This is a genomic window from Vibrio cidicii, assembly GCF_009665415.1.
Classification (GTDB): Bacteria; Pseudomonadota; Gammaproteobacteria; order Enterobacterales; family Vibrionaceae; genus Vibrio; species Vibrio cidicii.
The window spans coordinates 792,033-810,528 of record NZ_CP035922.1; the positions used below are offsets into that span (position 1 = coordinate 792,033).

Here is an 18,496-nt window from a genome sequence, read left to right on the forward strand (position 1 = left end):
TCATGACGTGTGGTAAGCAAAAGGCGCAGTGCCGAGGAAATTCTGGTTGAACAAGCCTTGCTCAAACTCGTTACTCGGCATCGGTTTGCCATATAAGAAGCCTTGGCCGATGTCGCAGCCTTCACGGATCAAAAACGCTTCTTGCGTATCCGTCTCGATACCTTCCATCACCACTTCGAGATCGAGCTTTTTCGCCACATGAATGATAGAGCGAATGATCTCTTCATCTTGCTCTGAGTGTTCAATTTGCTGGACGAAACTTTTGTCGATTTTGATCGCGTCAAACGGGAATTTCTTCAGATAGCTGAAGGAAGAGTATCCGGTGCCAAAGTCATCGAGTGACAATGTCACGCCGAGTTCATGTAAGCGGCACAACGTCGCTTTCGCCACCAGTTCATCGGAGATCAAACCGCTTTCTGTGACCTCCAGTTCTAGATAGTGAGAAGGGAGCTGATAAGCTTCTAGCAGATCCTGCACTTGTTCCGCAAACAGAGGATTTTTCAACTGAATGCCACTGATGTTGACCGCTACGCGGAAATTTTCAACCACTTCCGACCACTGTTTGGCTTTTTCGATTGCCACGCGCAGCACAAAAGCACCGACCTCAAAAATCAGCCCATTTTGTTCTGCCATATGGATAAGCGCTTCGTTGGATACATCCCCCAACACAGGGTGGCTCCAGCGCAGCAAAGCCTCTGCGCCAATCCATTTGTGGGTATTGGGACACACTTTGGGCTGAAAATAGAGCGTAAGGTCGTCGTTGCGTACTGCTTGCAATAGGTAGCTTTCAATCTGGTTGTGATACAACAACGCGTCAGCGTGCGCTGAGGAGAAGTAGGTGTAGCGCTGCCCGGATTCTTTACTGACCACCATGGCTTGATTGGCGTGGCTGAGCAGTTCTTCGGCGCTGTTTGTCTGCGCATCTGAGAGGGCGACACCGATAAAGGCGTGTAGATGGACCTCATTGCTATCAATGTTAAAGGTGCTTTGACCCACAGCGGCAATCCGATAGAGCAAGGTTTCTAAAATTTGGCCGATTCTCTCTGATTGGATGACAATGACCAAATCATGAGACGCCGGGCGTCCAGTTAAAGTGAACATCGCGTCTGGTATGCTAATTTGGTTGCGATACGCGACCAAGAGCTCCTCAAACAGGGCGAAACCATACTTGGCTTGAATGGTGCGCGCATTGGTAAAGCCGATATGGATCACCGCAATGTTGGTGGGATTGAATTGTTCTAACTGTCTCTGCAACTGGTTTTCCAGCGCGCTGAGGTTTAAAAAGCCAGTACCATGATCATGCTGTCGCTGATAATCGGCATCTTGCTCGGCGGCAAAACGTTTGTCTCTTTCCTGACTGAGTGAAAAACTTAATTGGGCTAAATTGCTGGTTCGGCTCTCGACGCGATGTTGCAGTTCCTTATTCAGCCGCAGCAGTTTTTCGTGTTGATAGACAACCGCCAACTGCGCTTCGATGGAGCTGCGAAAACAGCGCAGTAATTCTCGATAAGTGTCGCTGAAATGATTTTCTCTTTCATCCAATAGACAGATGGTGCCAAACGCCTCGCCATTTGGCCACAGAAGCGGCAGACCGCAATAGGAGATCATACCCAATTTTATGTCTGGATTTTTGTCCCATAGCGGGTCGTTCAGAGCGTTAGGAATCATCAGCTCTGTATTCGAATTGATGACACTTTCGCAATACAAACCGTGACCTAACGTTTCCGAATCGCCTAATTTGTAAGGGTTTAACGGTGTCTCGCTGGTACGGCACACCTCGATGTGCTGTGGGTGAATACGCATCACCAACGCAGCGGGAACACCAACGATATCGGCAAGCAAATTGACGATCCGTTGCCAACCGTGTTGCATTGGTTCAGGAATTTGATAATCGAGCGTTTTGAATTTCGTCATGACTTGGCAGTCCTTATCCTCGTTGTCACCACATCCTGTGGTCACATGGGGCGCCTCAAATGGGAACAGAGTGCGCTTGGGTTTAAGTATAGGAGTTAAGCAGAACAAGATGAAAAAAAGTCCCGAAATGTGGTCGGGACTTCATCAGTCAAAAATAGAATCTCAAGTTTAAGACATATACAATGGCGGCTTAAGGGCGCAACTTTTTCAAGTCAGCGAGATCAATCTCTTGAGTGTAATCAACTGATTCAAAACCAAAGCCGTTTAATTTCAAGAATTCGTCTTTATACCCTTCGTAATCACCAAGTTGCTTAAAGTTATCACCGTTCATCTCAGACAAAAGGTCTTGAACTTTTTGCTGAATATGCGGAGCCAGTTCTAACTCATCGATGCGGATCAAGCGTTCACCGTCCACGTCGACTTTCGCTTGACCATACAGTTTCGTACTAAATAAACGTTGCATCTGTTCAATGCAGGTTTCATGGCATTGTTCGGCTTTCATCACTTTATATAAGGCAAGCAGATAGGGAGACAATGCGGGAATAAACACGCTCGCTTTGGTCACCAGGGCTTTGCAGACGGTAGCGTAGGCGCTGCCATTGAAATTGGCCATTTCCAAATTAAGCGCATGGCTGGTTTGGTGCAGATCGATTTTCGCCCGACCTAGCGTACCGTCGAGATAAATCGGGTGAGTGATTTCCGGCCCAATGTAAGAAAAGGCGATGGTTTTGCAACCTTCAGCGATGGATTCGGTGTTGATAAGCGCATCCACCCAACTTTGCCAATCTTCACCGCCCATCACTTTGATGGTGTGCTCGGCTTCCTCATCACTGGCAGGCTCAAGCGTGGTTTCAATCCAACGGTCATGCTGTAAATCGATGGAGGCGCCCGTTACAGGCTGACCATAGGGCTTGATCACGCTGCGCCAAAACTCACCGGGTTTGCCCTGAATGGGCCGTATGCCAGTCGCTAGGCTATAAATAATGAGGTCAACTTCGCCATCGAAATAGGTCTCTATCGCTTCAATCACTTGCTCGCGCGTCTCTTTGGCAAAGGCGTCTCCGACGATGTTGATTGCGGTACGGCCTTCTTTTTGGGCCTGTGTTTTAAAAAAAATATTGTTGTACCAACCCGCACTGCCAGTGCCTTTTTCGCTTGGACCACGTTCAAACGAAACGCCGATGGTGTCTGCTTTGGCTCCGCCAAACGTTAGTGCGATGCGAGCAGCAAGACCAAATCCAGAGGAAGCGCCAAGGATCAGTACCCGTTTAGGGCCTTGAGTGATCTGTGGCGCGCGTTTTACGTACTCTATTTGTTGTTTAATTGCAGCTTCACAGCCATAAGGATGAGCTGAGCGGGCAACAACACCATCAATTTGTGGTTCTATGCGCATGCCATTTTCCTGATTGGGGGACAAAGAGGCATTTAGGCTAACGTAAAGAAAGGTAAAATGATTTGAGCTAGGGCATTAAAATCAGAGATGTTTGCTAAACATTTCGGCAACAAATTCAGCAATCCAAGGTTGCGCGTCAGCAGTGGGATGCAGGCCATCTTGCATCATCCATTCTGGTTTAGTGATCACCTGCTCAAGGAAAAAGGGTAACAATGGCACTTGTTGATGCTCTGCCAAGGTAGGGTAAAGATCAAAAAATGCTTGCGAGTAACGTTTGCCGTAGTTAGGTGGAACGCGTATTTGCATTAAAGCGGGTTTCGCGCCCGCCGCTTTGGTTTTTTGGATCATCCTTGACAGATTCGCGGCGATGGTTTTAGGCGGAAAACCTCTGAGGCCATCGTTGGCACCCAGTTCAATTAACACCCAATCGGGAGAGTGGGTGGTTAACAAGTCTGGCAGGCGAGCTAAACCATTGCCTGTGGTGTCGCCTGAGATACTGGCGTTGATCACTTGTACGTCTTTCCCGTAAGTTTTTAGTACGTCTGGTAACAAAGTTGGCCATGCCTGCTCGGCTGGCATGTTGTATCCTGCACTTAAACTATCGCCAAGTATGAGAATTTTTTCAGCCGCCGTTGCCGTCCACGATAGGATTAACATCAGCATTAAGGAAAACAATCTGACCATGCAATCTCCAGTAATTAAAGCAAAATCCGTTAGTAAACAAGTGTCTACAAGCAATGAGAAGTTAATTATCCTAAGCGATGTCAATCTCGAAGTCGCTGAAGGAGAGAGTGTGGCTATTGTAGGCACCTCCGGTGCAGGAAAGTCAACCCTGATGACACTCTTAGCTGGCCTTGATGTCGCCTCATCTGGCGAGGTTTATCTGCTCGATCAACCTTTGTCTCGTTTGGACGATGAAGCGCGTGCCGCGCTACGCAGTGAATCGATTGGCTTTGTTTTCCAAAGTTTTTTGCTCATTCCAAGCCTGACCGCACTGCAAAATGTCACTTTACCGTGTCTGCTCAAAGGGGAAGAGGAGGATAACGAACGAGGTAAAGCGTTGCTTGCTTCTGTGGGTTTGGCCTCGCGAGTGGATCATCTCCCGAGCCAGTTGTCGGGAGGCGAGCAGCAACGGGTGGCTTTGGCACGCGCGTTCATGACCCAGCCGAAGATCTTGTTTGCCGATGAACCGACTGGCAATCTCGATCAACACACGGCAGAAAAAATCATTGAGCTGCTGTTTGAGCTCAATCAACACCATGGCACGACGTTAGTGTTAGTGACGCACGATATGAAGCTCGCTCAGCGCTGCCAACGCGTGTTTAGCATGGATGCAGGTCAATTGTCGGAGGCAAGCTAGTATGGCATCAAACGGATTAAATCGTCGGCTCACTGCCTGGAGTTTGGAAGAGATACGCCATGGCAACCTCTGGCCAATCAGTGTCGCGCTGGTGTTGATCATCTCTGCGGTGTTTGCTTTATCGGCCTTGGCAACGCGTATGGAACAGGTGATTGTTAAGCAGGGCAAAGATGCACTCACCGCCGATACGCTCTTCATTTCCGCCAATCCTCTGCCACAAACCTTGCTTGATGCGGCCAAGAGTGAAGCGCTCACCACCTCAAAAATGACCCGTTTTGCCACCATGGCCTTTAGTGACACGGGGATGCAGTTAGTCACCGTCAAAGCGGTGCAATCGAGCTATCCGCTGCTTGGTGAACTGAGCCTGCGCAGCGACACAACACGCCCCCAACACGTGAACCCTGGGGAACTGTGGTTAGATAGCCGGATTATGGAAAGGCTGGAGGTGAAACAAGGTGACAATGTCACGATTGGTGATGCAGATTTTATCGTTTCTGGCGTGATTGAGAGCGAACCTGGCTTAAGCTTCAACCCGTTTCAACAGATGCCAGCTGCGTATATTCACGATACGGATGTAGCCCGTACTGGCGCGATTCAAGTGGGTAGCCGTGTGCAGTATCGTCTATTTATTGTCGGCAGTGATCAAGCGATCGCCAAGGTCAAAGAGAGCGTTGAACTAACGCCAAGTGATCGCTGGCGCGATCAAGAGAGTGCCAGTCGTAGTAGCGAAGTGTTTGAGCGCACCAATCAATATCTGTCTCTGACCGTCGCGATTGTCATCATTATGGCGGCGACAACGCTCGTGTTGACTTGCCAAAATTACGTTGTCACGCGAAAACAAACCATCGCGATGTTAAAAAGTATTGGTGCAAGCCGAGCGTGGATAACGCGTTGGTTAGCGATTCAGCTAGCGCTACTATTTGTATGCGCGGCCGTGATCGGCGTCCTGATTGGCATAGGTCTAGAGCAGTTACTGCGCATTCCATTAAAAGATCTGCTGCCGGACCCGCTTCCTTCGTATGGCATCACGCCGTATTTAGTCTCATTGGCTAGCGCGCTACTGATTGCGATTCCCGCATTGGGCATTCCGCTGTCGGCTCTATTGCATACGTCAGCGATCAATGTGATGCAAACAGACAACCAGCACAAAGCCATTCGATCGAAAACTTGGTTGCTGATTGGGGTACCGCTTTTGCCTATGTTGGCCGCTTACCACAATAACATCATGGTTTGGATTGTGCTCGGTGCAATCATGCTACTGTTCATTGTGCTTGCCTTTGTTGGCTTAGGGCTGAGCAACCTGTTGGCACGTTTACCATTTTCTACCTCCGTCAAATTGGCACTGAGCCGCATCAACCGCTCGGCACTCGGTAGTGGGTTACAACTGGGGGCGTTGTCATTGTCGCTCATGTTATTGGCGATCATTTGGCTTGTACGCACCGATCTGCTTAAAGATTGGCAGCGGACACTGCCTGCTGATGCCGCCAATGTGTTTGCGCTCAATATCAGTGACTTTGAACTTGAGCCTTATTTGACGTTTTTAGACCAGAACCAAGTGAATCGTTCTCCGGCTTATCCGATCATTCGCGGCCGATTTACCGCCATAAACGGTGAAAATGTCGCCAGTGGCAACCAGCCAGATGGCCAAGCGCGTAGTGACGCAGTGAGTCGAGAGTTAAACCTCACTTGGGGGGAAAGCATCCCTGACTATAATCAGGTGACCGCGGGCAGTTGGACGCCAACGCAAGGCGTGTCGGTTGAAGCTGAAGTGGCTGAAGAGATGGGAATCGAGATTGGTGATACGCTCACCTTTGTGGTGAACAGTCAAACCTTCAACGCGACGGTCAACACCATTCGTCACGTTGAGTGGCGTGATATGAAGCCTAACTTCTATTTCATCTTTACACCGGATGTGATGGCGTCTATTCCTGCGTCCTATTTGGTCAGCTTTCGTATTGAAGAGCACCAAACGTCTTTGCTGAATCAGTTGTCGCGGCAATACCCAACCGTCAGTGTGCTCGACATTCGCACCATGGCCACCAAGATCCAAGATCTGGTTGAGCAGATAGTGTGGTCGATTTCGATTTTGGCACTCATGGGAGTGATGGCGGGAGTGATGTTGATCTTCACCTTGTTGCGCTTGAGTTTAGCGCAACGTCAGCAAGAGATCCGCTTGTACCGCACGTTGGGCGCGTCGAAAAAACGGGTCACGCGTACCATTTGGGCGGAATTTGGCATCATGGCGCTGATTGCCAGTGTGATTTCTGCTCTCGGCGCGGAAGCAACGGTGGCGGCGGTGATGCGTTTCGGCTTTGACTTATCCGCTACGCTGCATCCACATTTGTGGCTGCTATTGCCCACCTTGGCGTTGGCGACATTGTTCATGGTTGTATCAAGTTTAATCAAACAGTTATTGACACCCATGAATAACTCGTATGGCTAATAGCTGCCTACTCTTATCCCAGTTATCCACAAAATCAGTGGATAACTTTTGGGATAAGTGAAGCTCAAAAAGAAGGCAAAGTGAGCGAAGTCTTTGCCGTATCGGACTTGCGCAGAGAGTGTTATTCACATTTGACCGCGAAACTGAAATCGAGACAAATCAGTCAAGTATTTTTTTGATAATTTTATTGCCGTCTTTACGTTGAAAATTTTTATGCTTTTCGCTTGTCGTATCGAGAAATCCACAGCGAATTTGTGATTTTATTCACGTTCAATCACGAGTAGAATTCAATCCCAGAATTCATAGACATAGTGGAATAATGAACGCTTTGAACTCGTCCACCGGCAACACACATATCGCCGTTGTAGGGGGTGGTGTCGCTGGCGCCACGGCCGCGATACATTTTTCAGAATTAGGCTATGCGGTGACCTTGATAGAAAAAGGGCCTTCCTTGGTCAATGGTCCGCCGATCTGTCATTTGCACGCCGGGGGAAATCTCTATCGCGAGATCTCGACGCAGCAGTGCATTGACCTCCTGAAGCAATCGATCGACAGTGTCAGACTTTTTCCGGCCAGTATCAACATTCGCCCCACCATCATTGCGGTACCGCGCAATGATGCGGGAGAGGCCGAAGAGCTGTTGCCAAGACTGGCGATTATTCGCGAAGCATACCGAGACTTAGTTCGAGAGGACGCCCGCAACCAAGTGCTTGGCAAGCCGGACGACTACTTCAAACTCTATTCCAAAGCTGATCTCGCGCGCTTGGCGAGGTTAACTCAGCCTGAGCAGCCCAAAACATTTGACGACTGGTGCATTCCATTTGCCAAAAATACTGATCTCGATCAGCTTAAATATCCGGTGATCATGGTGGCCGAATATGGCTGGAGTGTGTTTCGTCTTTCTGCCATCGCCACCCTTGCCCTTGAGCGCTTTCCGGCCTCGACGGTGATGTGTAACCGAGAGTTGCAACACGCGCAGTGGGATGGGGCCAAATGGCAGTTGGATGTCGTTGGTTTGTCTCAACCTATCTACGCTGATTATTTGATCAACGCATGTGGTTTTGAAACGGGCGAATTAGATGATGTGGTTGGCGTGGCCACGCAACGTATGGTCGAATTTAAAGCGGCGTACGTCACGCAGTGGCAAGAATGCCATGAGGCTTGGCCTGAAGTGATTTTTCATGGCGAACGTGGCACGCCAGATGGCATGGCGCAGCTCACGCCATACGCCGACGGTTATTTTCAACTGCACGGTATGACGGAAGATATCACGCTATTTGAAGATGGTTTAGTAGCGGCATCGCCTCGCTCTGCGCAGCCGAAGTTGCCCGCAAAATACGTTAAAAAGATCCGTTCAGGATGGGATGAATCGGTTTTGCAACTGCGTACCCAAAAGGCAATTGAACACGCGGCCAAGTTGCTGCCGGCCTTTATCAGTGCCAAGCCAGCGGGCAAAGCGCTGTTTGGCGCACAGCAAATTCCCGGGCGTGATGCAACACTGCGCGCGGCAGATGTCTCCTTTTCTGCTAACCATTATGCTTGCATCGAAATTGTCAAAGGCTCGTCGACTTTGCTGGCAGCGCAGAAAATCGCCTTGCAGTGGTTTGGTAAGCCTATCTCCACCCACATCGAACAAGAACACCCGGTCACCTGTTCACTGGCCGCCAGTGAGATCGAATCGGTTGCCACCACATTAGCCAAACAGCGCGGTTACCCAGTATCGTTGGCTCAAGTGGTGGGGGAAGGGGTATATCAATAAACGTAAAAACCAAGGCGACATCCACGTCGCCTTGATCACTTCTCACCTCTGTATGCTTGCTCTTAGCTATAGCAATCAGTAAGCACAAGCAATCAATAACCAAAAAAACGTGCCCATTGACACCAAACGTCTTGCAAACCCTCGCGGTCGCCTCTAACAAAACGGACCTCCTGTCCCGGTTTTGCTTGCGCCAGTCTTGGAAGGTCGATTCGGGCAACACAGCCTAGTTTTGGATAGCCGCCAATCGTTTGTCTGTCATTTAGCAAAATGATTGGCTGACCATTGGGGGGCACTTGAATGGCGCCCAAGGTAATCCCTTCCGACAAGATCCCCTGATAGGGAGGCGAAATCGTCCCTCCGGCTAGTCGGTATCCCATGCGATTTGAGTTGGGATCCACGGTAAATCGCGTTTGGTAAAACAGCGCAATTTCCTCGGCAGCAAAATCCGCGACTTGACAACCTTCAATCACGCGCAATTTTAACGGCAAGTTGTAATCAGGCTTGAAACGGAAAGTCAGCGAGCGGGCTTTATTTGGGTTAGGTTGGTGTGGCGCAAAAGGTAATAATTGTTCAGCAACCAGCGGCATGCCGTTTTGTTTCAGGCCGCCGAGATGATCGCGCACGACAGTACTGGTGCTGCCAAGCTGCGGACTGACGTCAAAGCCGCCAACCACTGAGAGGTAAGCTCGCAGGCCATTTTTTGCTAAGCCAAAAGTGAGAATGTCACCTTTGTGCGCGCGAAATTCGCTCCAGTTGTGCAATGGGTGTCCGTTGAGACGCGCATCGAGATCGCCGCCACAGATCGCCAGTTGACACGAACTGAGTACTTCGAATGCCGCTTGACCTAAGGTGATTTCCAACGAGGTGCAATTGACGGGATTGCCCAGCAAATGGTTCGACCAACTGTAGGCGTAGTCGTCCACCGGTCCGCCTTGCGTGATGCCTTGATGGGCAAGGGCGAATCGGCCAAAGTCCTGAATCAGGCTGAGTGACCCCGGTTTGATGACTTTTAGCGCGTGGGTTGTCACAATGTGCCTCCTAATTCGAGATACTCTTGTTCACTGATCGGGTAAAAAGTCACTGTATCGCCAATCGTAAACGGGATCACGGGAACCTCGTTCGGGTTATACACAGACACTGGACACCGGCCGATGATATTCCAGCCGCCGGGCGTGGCGGATGGGTAAATGGCCGTCTTGCTTTCGGCGATCGCGACACTGCCTGCCGGGACGGAAACACGTGGCGAAGCTAGCCTAGGAACGGCGAGGCGTTCATCAACGTCAGACAAAAACGCAAAGCCTGGTGTGAAACCAATCGCCGAAACGGTGTAGGGCGTTTCACTGTGCAGCTCGACAACGTCATCCAGTGACAAGCCGCGATGAAGAAACGTCTCCAGATCCAGCGCGGTTTGCTTGGCATAATAAACGGGAATGCGATGGTTGCGTCCGGCCTGAACGGATGTGGTCACTTGGCTACTTTGCAACAGTTGCTCAAGCTGAAGCAGCAACTGTGATTCACTCAAGCGAAAAGGTAAGTATTCCACCAAGATAGAACGATAGGCAGGAACCACGTTCATCAGCGCATTGGGTAGAGTCTGCCGAATCAGATTCGCCAATTCGCCCACTTGCTGCTCATTGACGCTCTCGGTAAAGTACACCATCAAGCTGCATTCAGAAACGGGTTGAATTCGGTAGCAATTGCTCTTCAAATCTCTTCCTCTTATTTGGCCAATGCTTGGCTTAACCTTTGTACCAAGGCAATAGACTCAGGATTATCACCATGCACACAGATGGTGTCGGCTTCCAATGACACTCTTGTTCCTGAAACGGTAGTGACGCAACCATAGGTGGCGATTTGCATCGCTTGGTTATAGATGTCATCGGCATTGTGGTAGACCGCATTCGCTTGCGATCTCGGGGTAAGTCGACCATCTTCTTGATAACTGCGATCAGCAAAGGCTTCAAATAGCAGTGGCACATCAAAAATATCCGCAATGTCTAGGTAGCGCTGATTGTCTGTGGTTGCCAGAATCATCAGTGGTAGAGCAAAGACAGAAACGGCTTCGGCAATGGCGCGAAACACCTCTTCATCGGCCATCATATCGTTGTAGAGTGCACCATGTGGTTTGACATAATGGAGCGGCACATCGTGATATTGGCAGAAAGCCTTCAATGCACCTACCTGATAAAGGACGATTTCTGTAATTTGCGCGGCGGTGTGAGGTATACTTCTGCGACCGAAACCACTAAGATCTTGATAGCCTGGGTGTGCGCCGACTTTGACGTTATAATGCTTTGCTAAGGCGACCGTTTTAGCCATGACGTGAGGGTCTGAGGCATGAAATCCACAAGCGATATTGGCCATGTCAACCCACGGCATCACCAATTCATCAGAACCCATAGTCCAGATCCCAAAGCTTTCGCCCATGTCGCAATTTAGAGTAACTCTTTGCTTATTCACTATAATTTCAACCGTCCTTGCCGTTAATTAGTGTAAGTTCTCTTAAAAAATCCGTCATGACAGTGATCCACATCATTCTTTGCCAATTAAACGTTTTCGATCTGCGGTAGAACTTGGGATTTGTGGCAATAATCAGTAGTAAAGATAGTAGGTTCAGGCGAGCTGGATATGAAAAATACTGCAACACTCATCAATCTAATCTGCCTGATGTCATATCCAGTGTATGCCAGCAGTCGAACAGACGCTCTCAAACAACTCATGGATATGAGCCTTGAAGAGTTAGGCATGCTGGAAGTGGAAGTGCAAACCGTCGCCAAAACAGCACAAAAGCTTTCCGATATCCCTGCTTCAGTTTACGTGTTAAGCGGTGAGCGAATTGCGCGCAGCGGCGTTCGTACCATTCCCGAAGCGCTTAAGCTTGTCCCCGGTTTACGTGTCAGCAAATTCTCAGAAACAGAGTGGTACGTTTCAGCAAGAGGATTTCACGGCGGTTTATACAACAAGTTGTTGGTTTTGATCGATGGCAGAACGGTGTACAGCCCCGTCTATGGTGGCGTCTATTGGCCTGGTATTGATTATCTGCTCGCTGATATTGATCGTATTGAAGTGCTGCGCGGACCGTCGGGTAGTATTTGGGGAGGCAATGCTGTCAATGGTGTGGTGAACATCATCACTAAACGCGCTGAATTCACACTTTCTAGCTTAGTTGAAGGAAATTACAGCAATAAGCAAGACTATGAGCTTGGCGTGAGGCAAGGCTTTTCTATCAGCGAAGAGACGCAAGGGCGGGTATTCTACAAGCAGAAAAGTAACCGCTCGGACCTCTCTTATGACAGCGAGACATGGCTCAACCAGACGGGCGGCGTTTTGTTTGCTCATAGGGAAGAAAATCGTGATATCACCTTGCGTATTGGAGCCAATCAATATGGTTACCAACGAGACAGTGACTACTGGAATGGTAGCCAATGGGGGCCTAAAGAGCTTGACGTTCAGGCGACAAGTGCTTTTGGTCAACTGCAATATGCACAATATCTGGTCGAAGGGGTGAAGTGGGAGAGCTCCTTGTGGTTTGATTACAACAAGGATAACGCTAAAGACGCGCCCGGTAAGTACATGACTCTTGATCTTGATACCAACTACTTCGATTACTCAGATAGTGAGACTCGGTGGCAAATAGGCGCTGGGGCACGCTTCATAAAACTTGATTTTTCTGGCGCACAATTGTCCGAGTGGGATGAGAATAACGTTGATATTTTGTACCGTGTCTATGATGTGCGCCGCGCTCATGAGCAAATTTTCAATACTTATGGGCAAATCGATAAACAGTGGCGCGAAAACTTCAGCACTACCTTGGGTGTCAAAGCTGAGTATTTTAGCCAGACGTCCGCTTTGGAAATCTCGCCTCAACTGCGCGCTATGTATAGCTTTTCTGAGAGTCAGCAGATTTGGGCTGGCGTAGGCAGAGCGGTGGTTGCGCCATCCTATATCGACAGCAATTCTTACTTTGTTTACTACGATGCAACGCCGAAACAGGTGGTGGTGTACCCTAGCGACCAACTGAAAACGGAGTCAGTGGTAAGTTACGAGCTTGGCTATCGAATCACTTATCATCCCCAGTTCAGCTTAGATATGACCGCTTACTATTCGCTGCACGACAATGTGGTGATGGTCGATTCCTTCGATGCAGGGGATATTGTTAATGCGTTTACTATCGATGATTATCAAGGCACATCGCATGGCGTTGAAATGGCAGTTGAATGGTGCGCACGAACGGATACTCGAATTTATGCTGCTTACAGTTATATGAACTTAGATATCGATTGGCTAGGTGGAGATTATTCCAACGGTACATCCGCGCTCTGGGCCAGCATCGATCAGCAGCATTTGTTGTCATTGCAATTGCTTTGGGACATTAACAAACAACTGCAATGGGATAGCACCATTTATTATCAGCATTGGAAAAACAAGAACATTGCTTTAGATGATGTCGTCACTTTAGATATGAAGCTGTCTTGGCAATACGCCCCTAACTACCCTAAAGTCGAAGTAGTGGTGCAAAACTTAGGTGGCATTGGCAGTGCCGATGATCTCAATACTCTGTCACTGTTTAAGAGTGAGCAAATTCACTATGTGAGGCTCAGTTATGAATTTTAAAATCCGCCTGCTTTGCGGATTGATAGCATCACTTTGCCCGTTTTTGGCTCAGGCAGACAAGTTCCAACCACATGAAGTGGTGGCGGTGTATATCTACCAGATCAGCAACTTTGTTTTTTGGAATGAAGAGCCGAGTAAAACGCACATCTACTTTTGTGTCCAAGATGATGACAAAGTAAAGCAAACCTTAGCAAAAGTGATTGAAGGAAAAACTATCCGCGACTTGGCCCTTGTCTTAGTAAACGCAACGGATGGACCGTGTGACATTGTCTATTATGGTAAGCCACTCACAAGCGAGCGGGTGCGTAGTGTTGGTGGTTACGCGGTCACAATTAGTTCTCAAAGCCACTTTCTACGTGACGGAGGGATCATCGCACTGCAAGAAAACGAGGGCAGGATAAAACCGCTGATCTGTTCGCAGAATTTGGTCAGTGAGCGTTACACCATAGGGTCGAGTTTACTGCGACTTGCCAGCGTGAAGGAGGCTGCGCTATGCCTTCACTAAAAAACCTCTCTATACGGCATAAGTTGCTGGTACCAATATTAATTTTCGTCACCTTTATATTTATCTTCGCGCAAGGTTTTCATTTTTTTGTCAATTATCAGAATGAACAGAAGAACCTGATCGATCGTGTCTCCATTTTGGCCAAAGGGGTGGCGTTTAACCTGCAAGCGGCAGTGTTGTTTGATGACTCGTTGGCAGCCAGCGAAGTGCTGTCGGCATTTAACGCCGATCCGGCTATTTTGCGGGTGAAGTTATTTGATTTGAATGAGCAGCTGTTCTCGATTTATGAAGCGCAAGCTGATGAGGCTCCGATTCCCGATCAAACCCAAAGAGACGCCTTGCAGAAGAAAGGTCACCTTGTCGCTGGCAAGTATCTCTATCTGTTGGTGCCGATCGAAATGGATGGGAGCAAAATTGCCTCACTGAGAATTACCGTATCAAATCAAGCCTTTGAACAGATCATCAATAAGTTGATCGAAAGCAGCATAGTGTTCCTTTTTATGCTGCTTCCTACAGGCGCACTGCTGTATCTCATCGTGCAAAAATTCATTTTGGAGCCGGTCTACTCTTTACACGACTCGATGCAAGCTTTTGTGGAACACCGCCTTAAAAGGCCCAACCTCAAACCCAAAGCGGATGATGAAATTGGCGCACTCATTGACGCATTTAATACCATGGTGAAACGCTTGGCGCAGCGAGACAGTCAAGTCCACTACACCTTAGATCGTTTAGAAAAAGAGAAGGCATTTGCCAACGAGGTGATTGAAACCGTTCAACATGCGTTGCTAGTTGTGAACCATGATGGTGTTATTTTGCACAGTAATGCGGCTAGTAAAGAGATTTTTCCAATTTCTCTTGCGGCGGTGGAAAACAACACTTTAACCGACTTGATTCAGACGGAAGAGAAAACGGTGCTCATCGCGGCCATCGAGCAAAAACAGGTGTTGGATGACTATTTACTCTCTTGTAAAAAGGCCGATCAAAGTGTTCAACTGCTGCAAATTTCCTCACGTTCTATAAGTAACCGAGGTGCAACGCTCTTTGCCATTCAAGATGTTACTGAGATAGAGGCGGCGATGAACCGCCAACGCATTGCCGCGGGGGTGTTTGAACACAGCCAAGATGGCCTGATTGTTCTTGATCACAATGGCGTGATTACTATGTGTAACCCAGCGCTCACGCATATGCTTGGTTACAGCAGTGACACGTTAGTTGGTCGCTCTTTTCTTCAAGTGTTCCACTGGAAACAACTGCAATCGCTGATGCCAACCATTCAAGAATCGTTGGCCCACTACGGACAATGGCAAGGAGAAGTATGGGAGAAGCACCTTAACGGCACCTTGGTGCCGATGTTTGCCAAAGTCAGTCATATTGTTAAAAAAGTGGATCAGGAAGAGGTTTATGACATGGTCATCATCTTGGCGGATCTCTCTGATGCGAAAGAAATGGAGCGCTTAGAGTACCTTGCGCATCATGATGCATTAACAGGGCTTGCCAATCGTTCTAAACTACATCGAATATTGGAAGAAGAGCTGCGCTCGTCCGCTTACTCGAATAAAGAGTTAGCACTACTTTATATGGATTTAGATGGCTTTAAACAGGTTAATGATACTTTTGGTCATGATGCTGGCGACGAAGTACTGCGCGTTATTTCCACTCGCTTGCAGCAAGAAGTGCGCAGTAGCGATCTGGTTGCCCGACTGTCCGGTGATGAGTTTGTTTTGCTCGTCAAACCTGCCAGTCCGCAATCGGTTACTCAGTTAACCGAGCGTTTGTTACAAAGTATCTGTCGGCCCATTCAATATAATGGCCAGACACTGCAAGTCGGCTGTAGTATCGGTGTGAAGCTGATCGGTTCAAATGAGAAAGACATGGATAACATTCTGAAATGTGCCGATACCGCAATGTACCGAGCGAAAAAAGCCGGGAAAGGGCAAGCAATTGTAATAGGCGCTGCAGTAAGTGACTGAAGTTTATTTTCTCAGACTTCGGAATAAACTTTGATCTCAATCGGAAAAACCGCAACTTAAGTGTAAATAGGTAGCTTATTGAGTGGTGAGTGATAGACTTAGGCGGATTGTTTTTTGCTCAACTATTTCAACTCTGAGGATTCCATGGAACTTGCGCTTATCATTGCTTTTATCGTTGCATCCGCTGTGATGGTTAAAAAAGAGATGGCAAAACAGTAACGCTTTATTTTTCCTAACTTTTTTCTTTCTTTTAAAAATAGAGTGTAAAAAAGCCAGCGGTTGCTGGCTTTTTGTTTTACCGATAGTTAGAACTTGTAGTCCACATTCACCCCCCAGTTCCTTCCTGGCTGGGTGAAGTAGTCATTACTGAATTTTTCGGTACCAGTTTTTCCAGACATATCAGAGTAATGCCAATATTTTTTATCAAAGAGATTAAACAGTCCTGCTTTAAATGTCAGATCTTTCATCGGTGAATAGTAAGCGGTTAGGTCAACAACGGTATAACCCGCGACATCTATATTGTCTTCTAACAACCATTTATCTTTGCTTGCGACCATTTTTACATTTAGTGCTGAGCCAAATTCTATCTGTTCATAGCCAATGCCAAATACTGTTGTTAACGGCGCAACAGTGTCAATTTCTTTCCCTGTGGATCTATCTTCACCATGTGCGTAAGCTACTGACAAACGTGCATAACTTCCATGAGGCAAAGGAGACACTTTATCTAGCAATAGGGATGAGCTTAACTCTGCACCATAGATACGAACTTCATCAATGTTGTATTTACTGATGATATCTTTGTCACCTGACTCACCGGTTTTGGTTTGCGTAATGAAATCTTTGTAATCATTAAAAAACAGAGCAAATTCGATGTTGCCATAGTCATTGTATCCGCGTGTACCAACCTCATATGATGTGCTACGCTCCGCTTTTAAGTCAGGATTAGCTTCGATAATAGCGCCTTGGTTATAGAAATAGTAAAGATCGTAAACAGTTGGAGCTTTAAATCCTTGGCTGATTTGGCCAAATAGAGAGAGGTTGTCTTTAAGGTGATAAACTGCCCCCAATTTACCTGTAAACGCCTTGTCCTTATTGGACTCATACTCTGTTGTGAAACCCGTATCTGTTTTTGGTTTCGCCTCAAATGCGTCATAACGAATGCCCGCAGTGACGATTAATTGCTCATCCCAAAAATACATTTGGTCTTGAGCAAACAAGCCCCACTTGATCATATCTGCGTCTGGAAGAGCGGTGTTGCCGGGACGAGAAGTACCAGAGCTATATAGATAATCGGTATTTTCCAAGCTAAACGCGTTGTTTAGATAGTTGCCTCCATAGGTAACATCATGAGGTATTTCGCCTATCTCTAAGACTTTATTTAGCTGAACATCTAGTTGTACAGATTTATCTTCTGCTTCTCTTTCTCTCATTCGTACACCGTTGCTTGGTGTAGTATCGTAGTTTTTGTTGAGAGAGCTTGAAGTTTGATAACTCAGAGTGGCTAAACTTGAATCAGCGAGCAATGTGTCCATCAACCATTGGTGCTCAATTGACACGCGGGTACGTTCGTTAACGTCTTCGTTAAAGTTATCGCTGTAGACAAAACCAGGCATGATGGCATAGCCATTGTAATTGAGTTCATCTTCATCATAGCTTTTGGTGTAGTGTTCTAGGGTTAAGCCTAAACGATGATTTTCATTGGCTTGATATTGTACTTTGGCAAGTAGGTTACCCAACTTTGTGTCTGCGGGGTTAATTAACCCACGATCTGGGCCCTCAACGTTCGCACCTGAGCTGTGTGACTGAGTTTCATGCCCTTGAGCATAGGTAACCATGAGTAGAGTTTCTAGTTGGCTTTGACGCATTGCCCAAGTTAGGGTGTTTTTAAACTGTTCATCGACAGAAGTATAAGTCGACTTAATCCCAAATCGATGTCCGTCGTTCTCATCAACTAAAACATCACTTGGATTTTTAGTCCGAAATTGTACCATTCCACCCAAAGCATCTGAGCCATAAAGTGTAGAAGAGGGCCCTTTGTTGACTTCTATCGCTTGTAATGTATCGATTTCAACCGCATTGCTGTATTTGCGCTGTTCTGTTGCACCTGGGTTGTACCCAACAGGTTGCTGTACACCGTCAACAACGGTGAGAATCCGGCTGTCTTCCATACCACGAATGTTAAAGCCTGAAATACCGAAACGGCTGCCCGATTTGACTTCGACGCCCGGAGTGTATTTGAGCGCATCTTTTGCGTCTGTGGCAAGAGATTTATCGATATCTTGCGCATTGACCGTATTAATCGAGGCTGCAACATCTTGCTTATTTTGTGTTGAGCGTGTCGCTGTCACAACAATCTCATCGAATAATCCATATTCTTCTGCTTGTACTGAAGCAGAGAGAGCTAATAGTATTGAGGCTGAAAGAAACGTTTTGTTATACATTTTACTACCTTAAAATCCATCGTAGGCGATTTAACGGCGCAATAATATTGGATGCTAATGATAATTGCTATCATTCTCATAAATAAAGTGTGGCGCA

13 protein-coding genes are annotated in these 18,496 nt (G+C 47.6%); 6 read left to right on the plus strand and 7 right to left on the minus strand.

The window, feature by feature from the left end; genetic code table 11:
- The 3 genes from EWA64_RS19015 to tesA all read right to left on the minus strand — a co-directional run bounded on the left by EWA64_RS19015 (position 1) and on the right by tesA (position 3,991).
- On the minus strand, positions 1-1,914 hold the full coding sequence (locus EWA64_RS19015; protein ID WP_061894635.1) for a bifunctional diguanylate cyclase/phosphodiesterase: 1,914 nt from the start codon (positions 1,912-1,914) through the stop codon (positions 1-3).
- 190 nt (positions 1,915-2,104) lie between these two features.
- The gene (gene fabV / locus EWA64_RS19020) at positions 2,105-3,307 is read right to left on the minus strand and encodes an enoyl-ACP reductase FabV (RefSeq protein ID WP_061894634.1); all 1,203 of its coding nucleotides are present in this window, start codon (positions 3,305-3,307) and stop codon (positions 2,105-2,107) included.
- An 81-nt stretch (positions 3,308-3,388) separates the two neighbouring features.
- Positions 3,389-3,991: a multifunctional acyl-CoA thioesterase I/protease I/lysophospholipase L1 gene (tesA, locus tag EWA64_RS19025; RefSeq protein WP_061894633.1), complete on the minus strand. Its 603-nt coding sequence runs from the start codon at positions 3,989-3,991 to the stop codon at positions 3,389-3,391.
- Between tesA and EWA64_RS19030 the strand changes: the two genes are divergently transcribed.
- The 3 genes from EWA64_RS19030 (at position 3,990) to EWA64_RS19040 (ending at position 8,869) form a co-directional block, all read left to right on the plus strand.
- Entirely contained in the window at positions 3,990-4,667 is a 678-nt protein-coding gene (locus EWA64_RS19030) for an ABC transporter ATP-binding protein (protein WP_039444639.1), read from the plus strand. The two genes, tesA and EWA64_RS19030, sit on opposite strands and share 2 nt — an antisense overlap.
- A 1-nt stretch (position 4,668) precedes the next feature.
- Complete coding sequence (locus tag EWA64_RS19035) at positions 4,669-7,110, plus strand: ABC transporter permease (protein WP_170320334.1); 2,442 nt, start codon at positions 4,669-4,671, stop codon at positions 7,108-7,110.
- Between the two features lie 319 nt (positions 7,111-7,429).
- The gene (locus tag EWA64_RS19040; protein WP_061894631.1) at positions 7,430-8,869 is read left to right on the plus strand and encodes an FAD-dependent oxidoreductase; all 1,440 of its coding nucleotides are present in this window, start codon (positions 7,430-7,432) and stop codon (positions 8,867-8,869) included.
- Positions 8,870-8,961: 92 nt separating this feature from the next.
- On the opposite strand, the gene EWA64_RS19045 is transcribed toward EWA64_RS19040, so the two are convergent.
- Genes EWA64_RS19045 through EWA64_RS19055 form a run of 3 tightly spaced genes read right to left on the minus strand, consistent with a single transcriptional unit; the run spans position 8,962 to position 11,329 of the window.
- The gene (locus EWA64_RS19045) at positions 8,962-9,897 is read right to left on the minus strand and encodes a 5-oxoprolinase subunit C family protein (RefSeq protein WP_061894630.1); all 936 of its coding nucleotides are present in this window, start codon (positions 9,895-9,897) and stop codon (positions 8,962-8,964) included.
- Complete coding sequence (locus tag EWA64_RS19050) at positions 9,894-10,577, minus strand: 5-oxoprolinase subunit B family protein (RefSeq protein WP_061894629.1); 684 nt, start codon at positions 10,575-10,577, stop codon at positions 9,894-9,896. The genes EWA64_RS19045 and EWA64_RS19050 overlap by 4 nt, the downstream gene beginning before the upstream one ends.
- 11 nt (positions 10,578-10,588) lie before the next feature.
- The gene (locus tag EWA64_RS19055; protein WP_082796665.1) at positions 10,589-11,329 is read right to left on the minus strand and encodes a 5-oxoprolinase subunit PxpA; all 741 of its coding nucleotides are present in this window, start codon (positions 11,327-11,329) and stop codon (positions 10,589-10,591) included.
- 168 nt (positions 11,330-11,497) lie between these two features.
- On the opposite strand from EWA64_RS19055, the gene EWA64_RS19060 reads away from it, so the two are divergent.
- Genes EWA64_RS19060 through EWA64_RS19070 form a run of 3 tightly spaced genes read left to right on the plus strand, consistent with a single transcriptional unit; the run spans position 11,498 to position 15,958 of the window.
- Complete coding sequence (locus EWA64_RS19060; RefSeq protein WP_061894627.1) at positions 11,498-13,483, plus strand: TonB-dependent receptor plug domain-containing protein; 1,986 nt, start codon at positions 11,498-11,500, stop codon at positions 13,481-13,483.
- The gene (locus tag EWA64_RS19065) at positions 13,473-13,988 is read left to right on the plus strand and encodes a YfiR family protein (protein WP_061894626.1); all 516 of its coding nucleotides are present in this window, start codon (positions 13,473-13,475) and stop codon (positions 13,986-13,988) included. The genes EWA64_RS19060 and EWA64_RS19065 overlap by 11 nt, the downstream gene beginning before the upstream one ends.
- Positions 13,976-15,958, plus strand: a complete 1,983-nt coding sequence (locus EWA64_RS19070; protein ID WP_061894625.1) for a sensor domain-containing diguanylate cyclase — start codon at positions 13,976-13,978, stop codon at positions 15,956-15,958. The genes EWA64_RS19065 and EWA64_RS19070 overlap by 13 nt, the downstream gene beginning before the upstream one ends.
- Before the next feature lie 305 nt (positions 15,959-16,263).
- On the opposite strand, the gene EWA64_RS19075 is transcribed toward EWA64_RS19070, so the two are convergent.
- Entirely contained in the window at positions 16,264-18,399 is a 2,136-nt protein-coding gene (locus tag EWA64_RS19075) for a TonB-dependent hemoglobin/transferrin/lactoferrin family receptor (protein ID WP_061894624.1), read from the minus strand.
- Between the last annotated feature and the right edge of the window lie 97 nt (positions 18,400-18,496).

What these genes read in the sequence shown, in the direction of transcription:
- fabV (WP_061894634.1), bottom strand. Translation starts at nt 3,307, where the DNA reads ATGCGCATAGAACCACAAATTGATGGTGTTGTTGCCCGCTCAGCTCAT.
- EWA64_RS19060 (WP_061894627.1), top strand. Translation starts at nt 11,498, where the DNA reads ATGAAAAATACTGCAACACTCATCAATCTAATCTGCCTGATGTCATAT.
- EWA64_RS19070 (WP_061894625.1), top strand. Translation starts at nt 13,976, where the DNA reads ATGCCTTCACTAAAAAACCTCTCTATACGGCATAAGTTGCTGGTACCA.
- EWA64_RS19015 (WP_061894635.1), bottom strand. Translation starts at nt 1,914, where the DNA reads ATGACGAAATTCAAAACGCTCGATTATCAAATTCCTGAACCAATGCAA.
- tesA (WP_061894633.1), bottom strand. Translation starts at nt 3,991, where the DNA reads ATGGTCAGATTGTTTTCCTTAATGCTGATGTTAATCCTATCGTGGACG.
- EWA64_RS19030 (WP_039444639.1), top strand. Translation starts at nt 3,990, where the DNA reads ATGCAATCTCCAGTAATTAAAGCAAAATCCGTTAGTAAACAAGTGTCT.
- EWA64_RS19065 (WP_061894626.1), top strand. Translation starts at nt 13,473, where the DNA reads ATGAATTTTAAAATCCGCCTGCTTTGCGGATTGATAGCATCACTTTGC.
- EWA64_RS19040 (WP_061894631.1), top strand. Translation starts at nt 7,430, where the DNA reads ATGAACGCTTTGAACTCGTCCACCGGCAACACACATATCGCCGTTGTA.
- EWA64_RS19035 (WP_170320334.1), top strand. Translation starts at nt 4,669, where the DNA reads ATGGCATCAAACGGATTAAATCGTCGGCTCACTGCCTGGAGTTTGGAA.
- EWA64_RS19075 (WP_061894624.1), bottom strand. Translation starts at nt 18,399, where the DNA reads ATGTATAACAAAACGTTTCTTTCAGCCTCAATACTATTAGCTCTCTCT.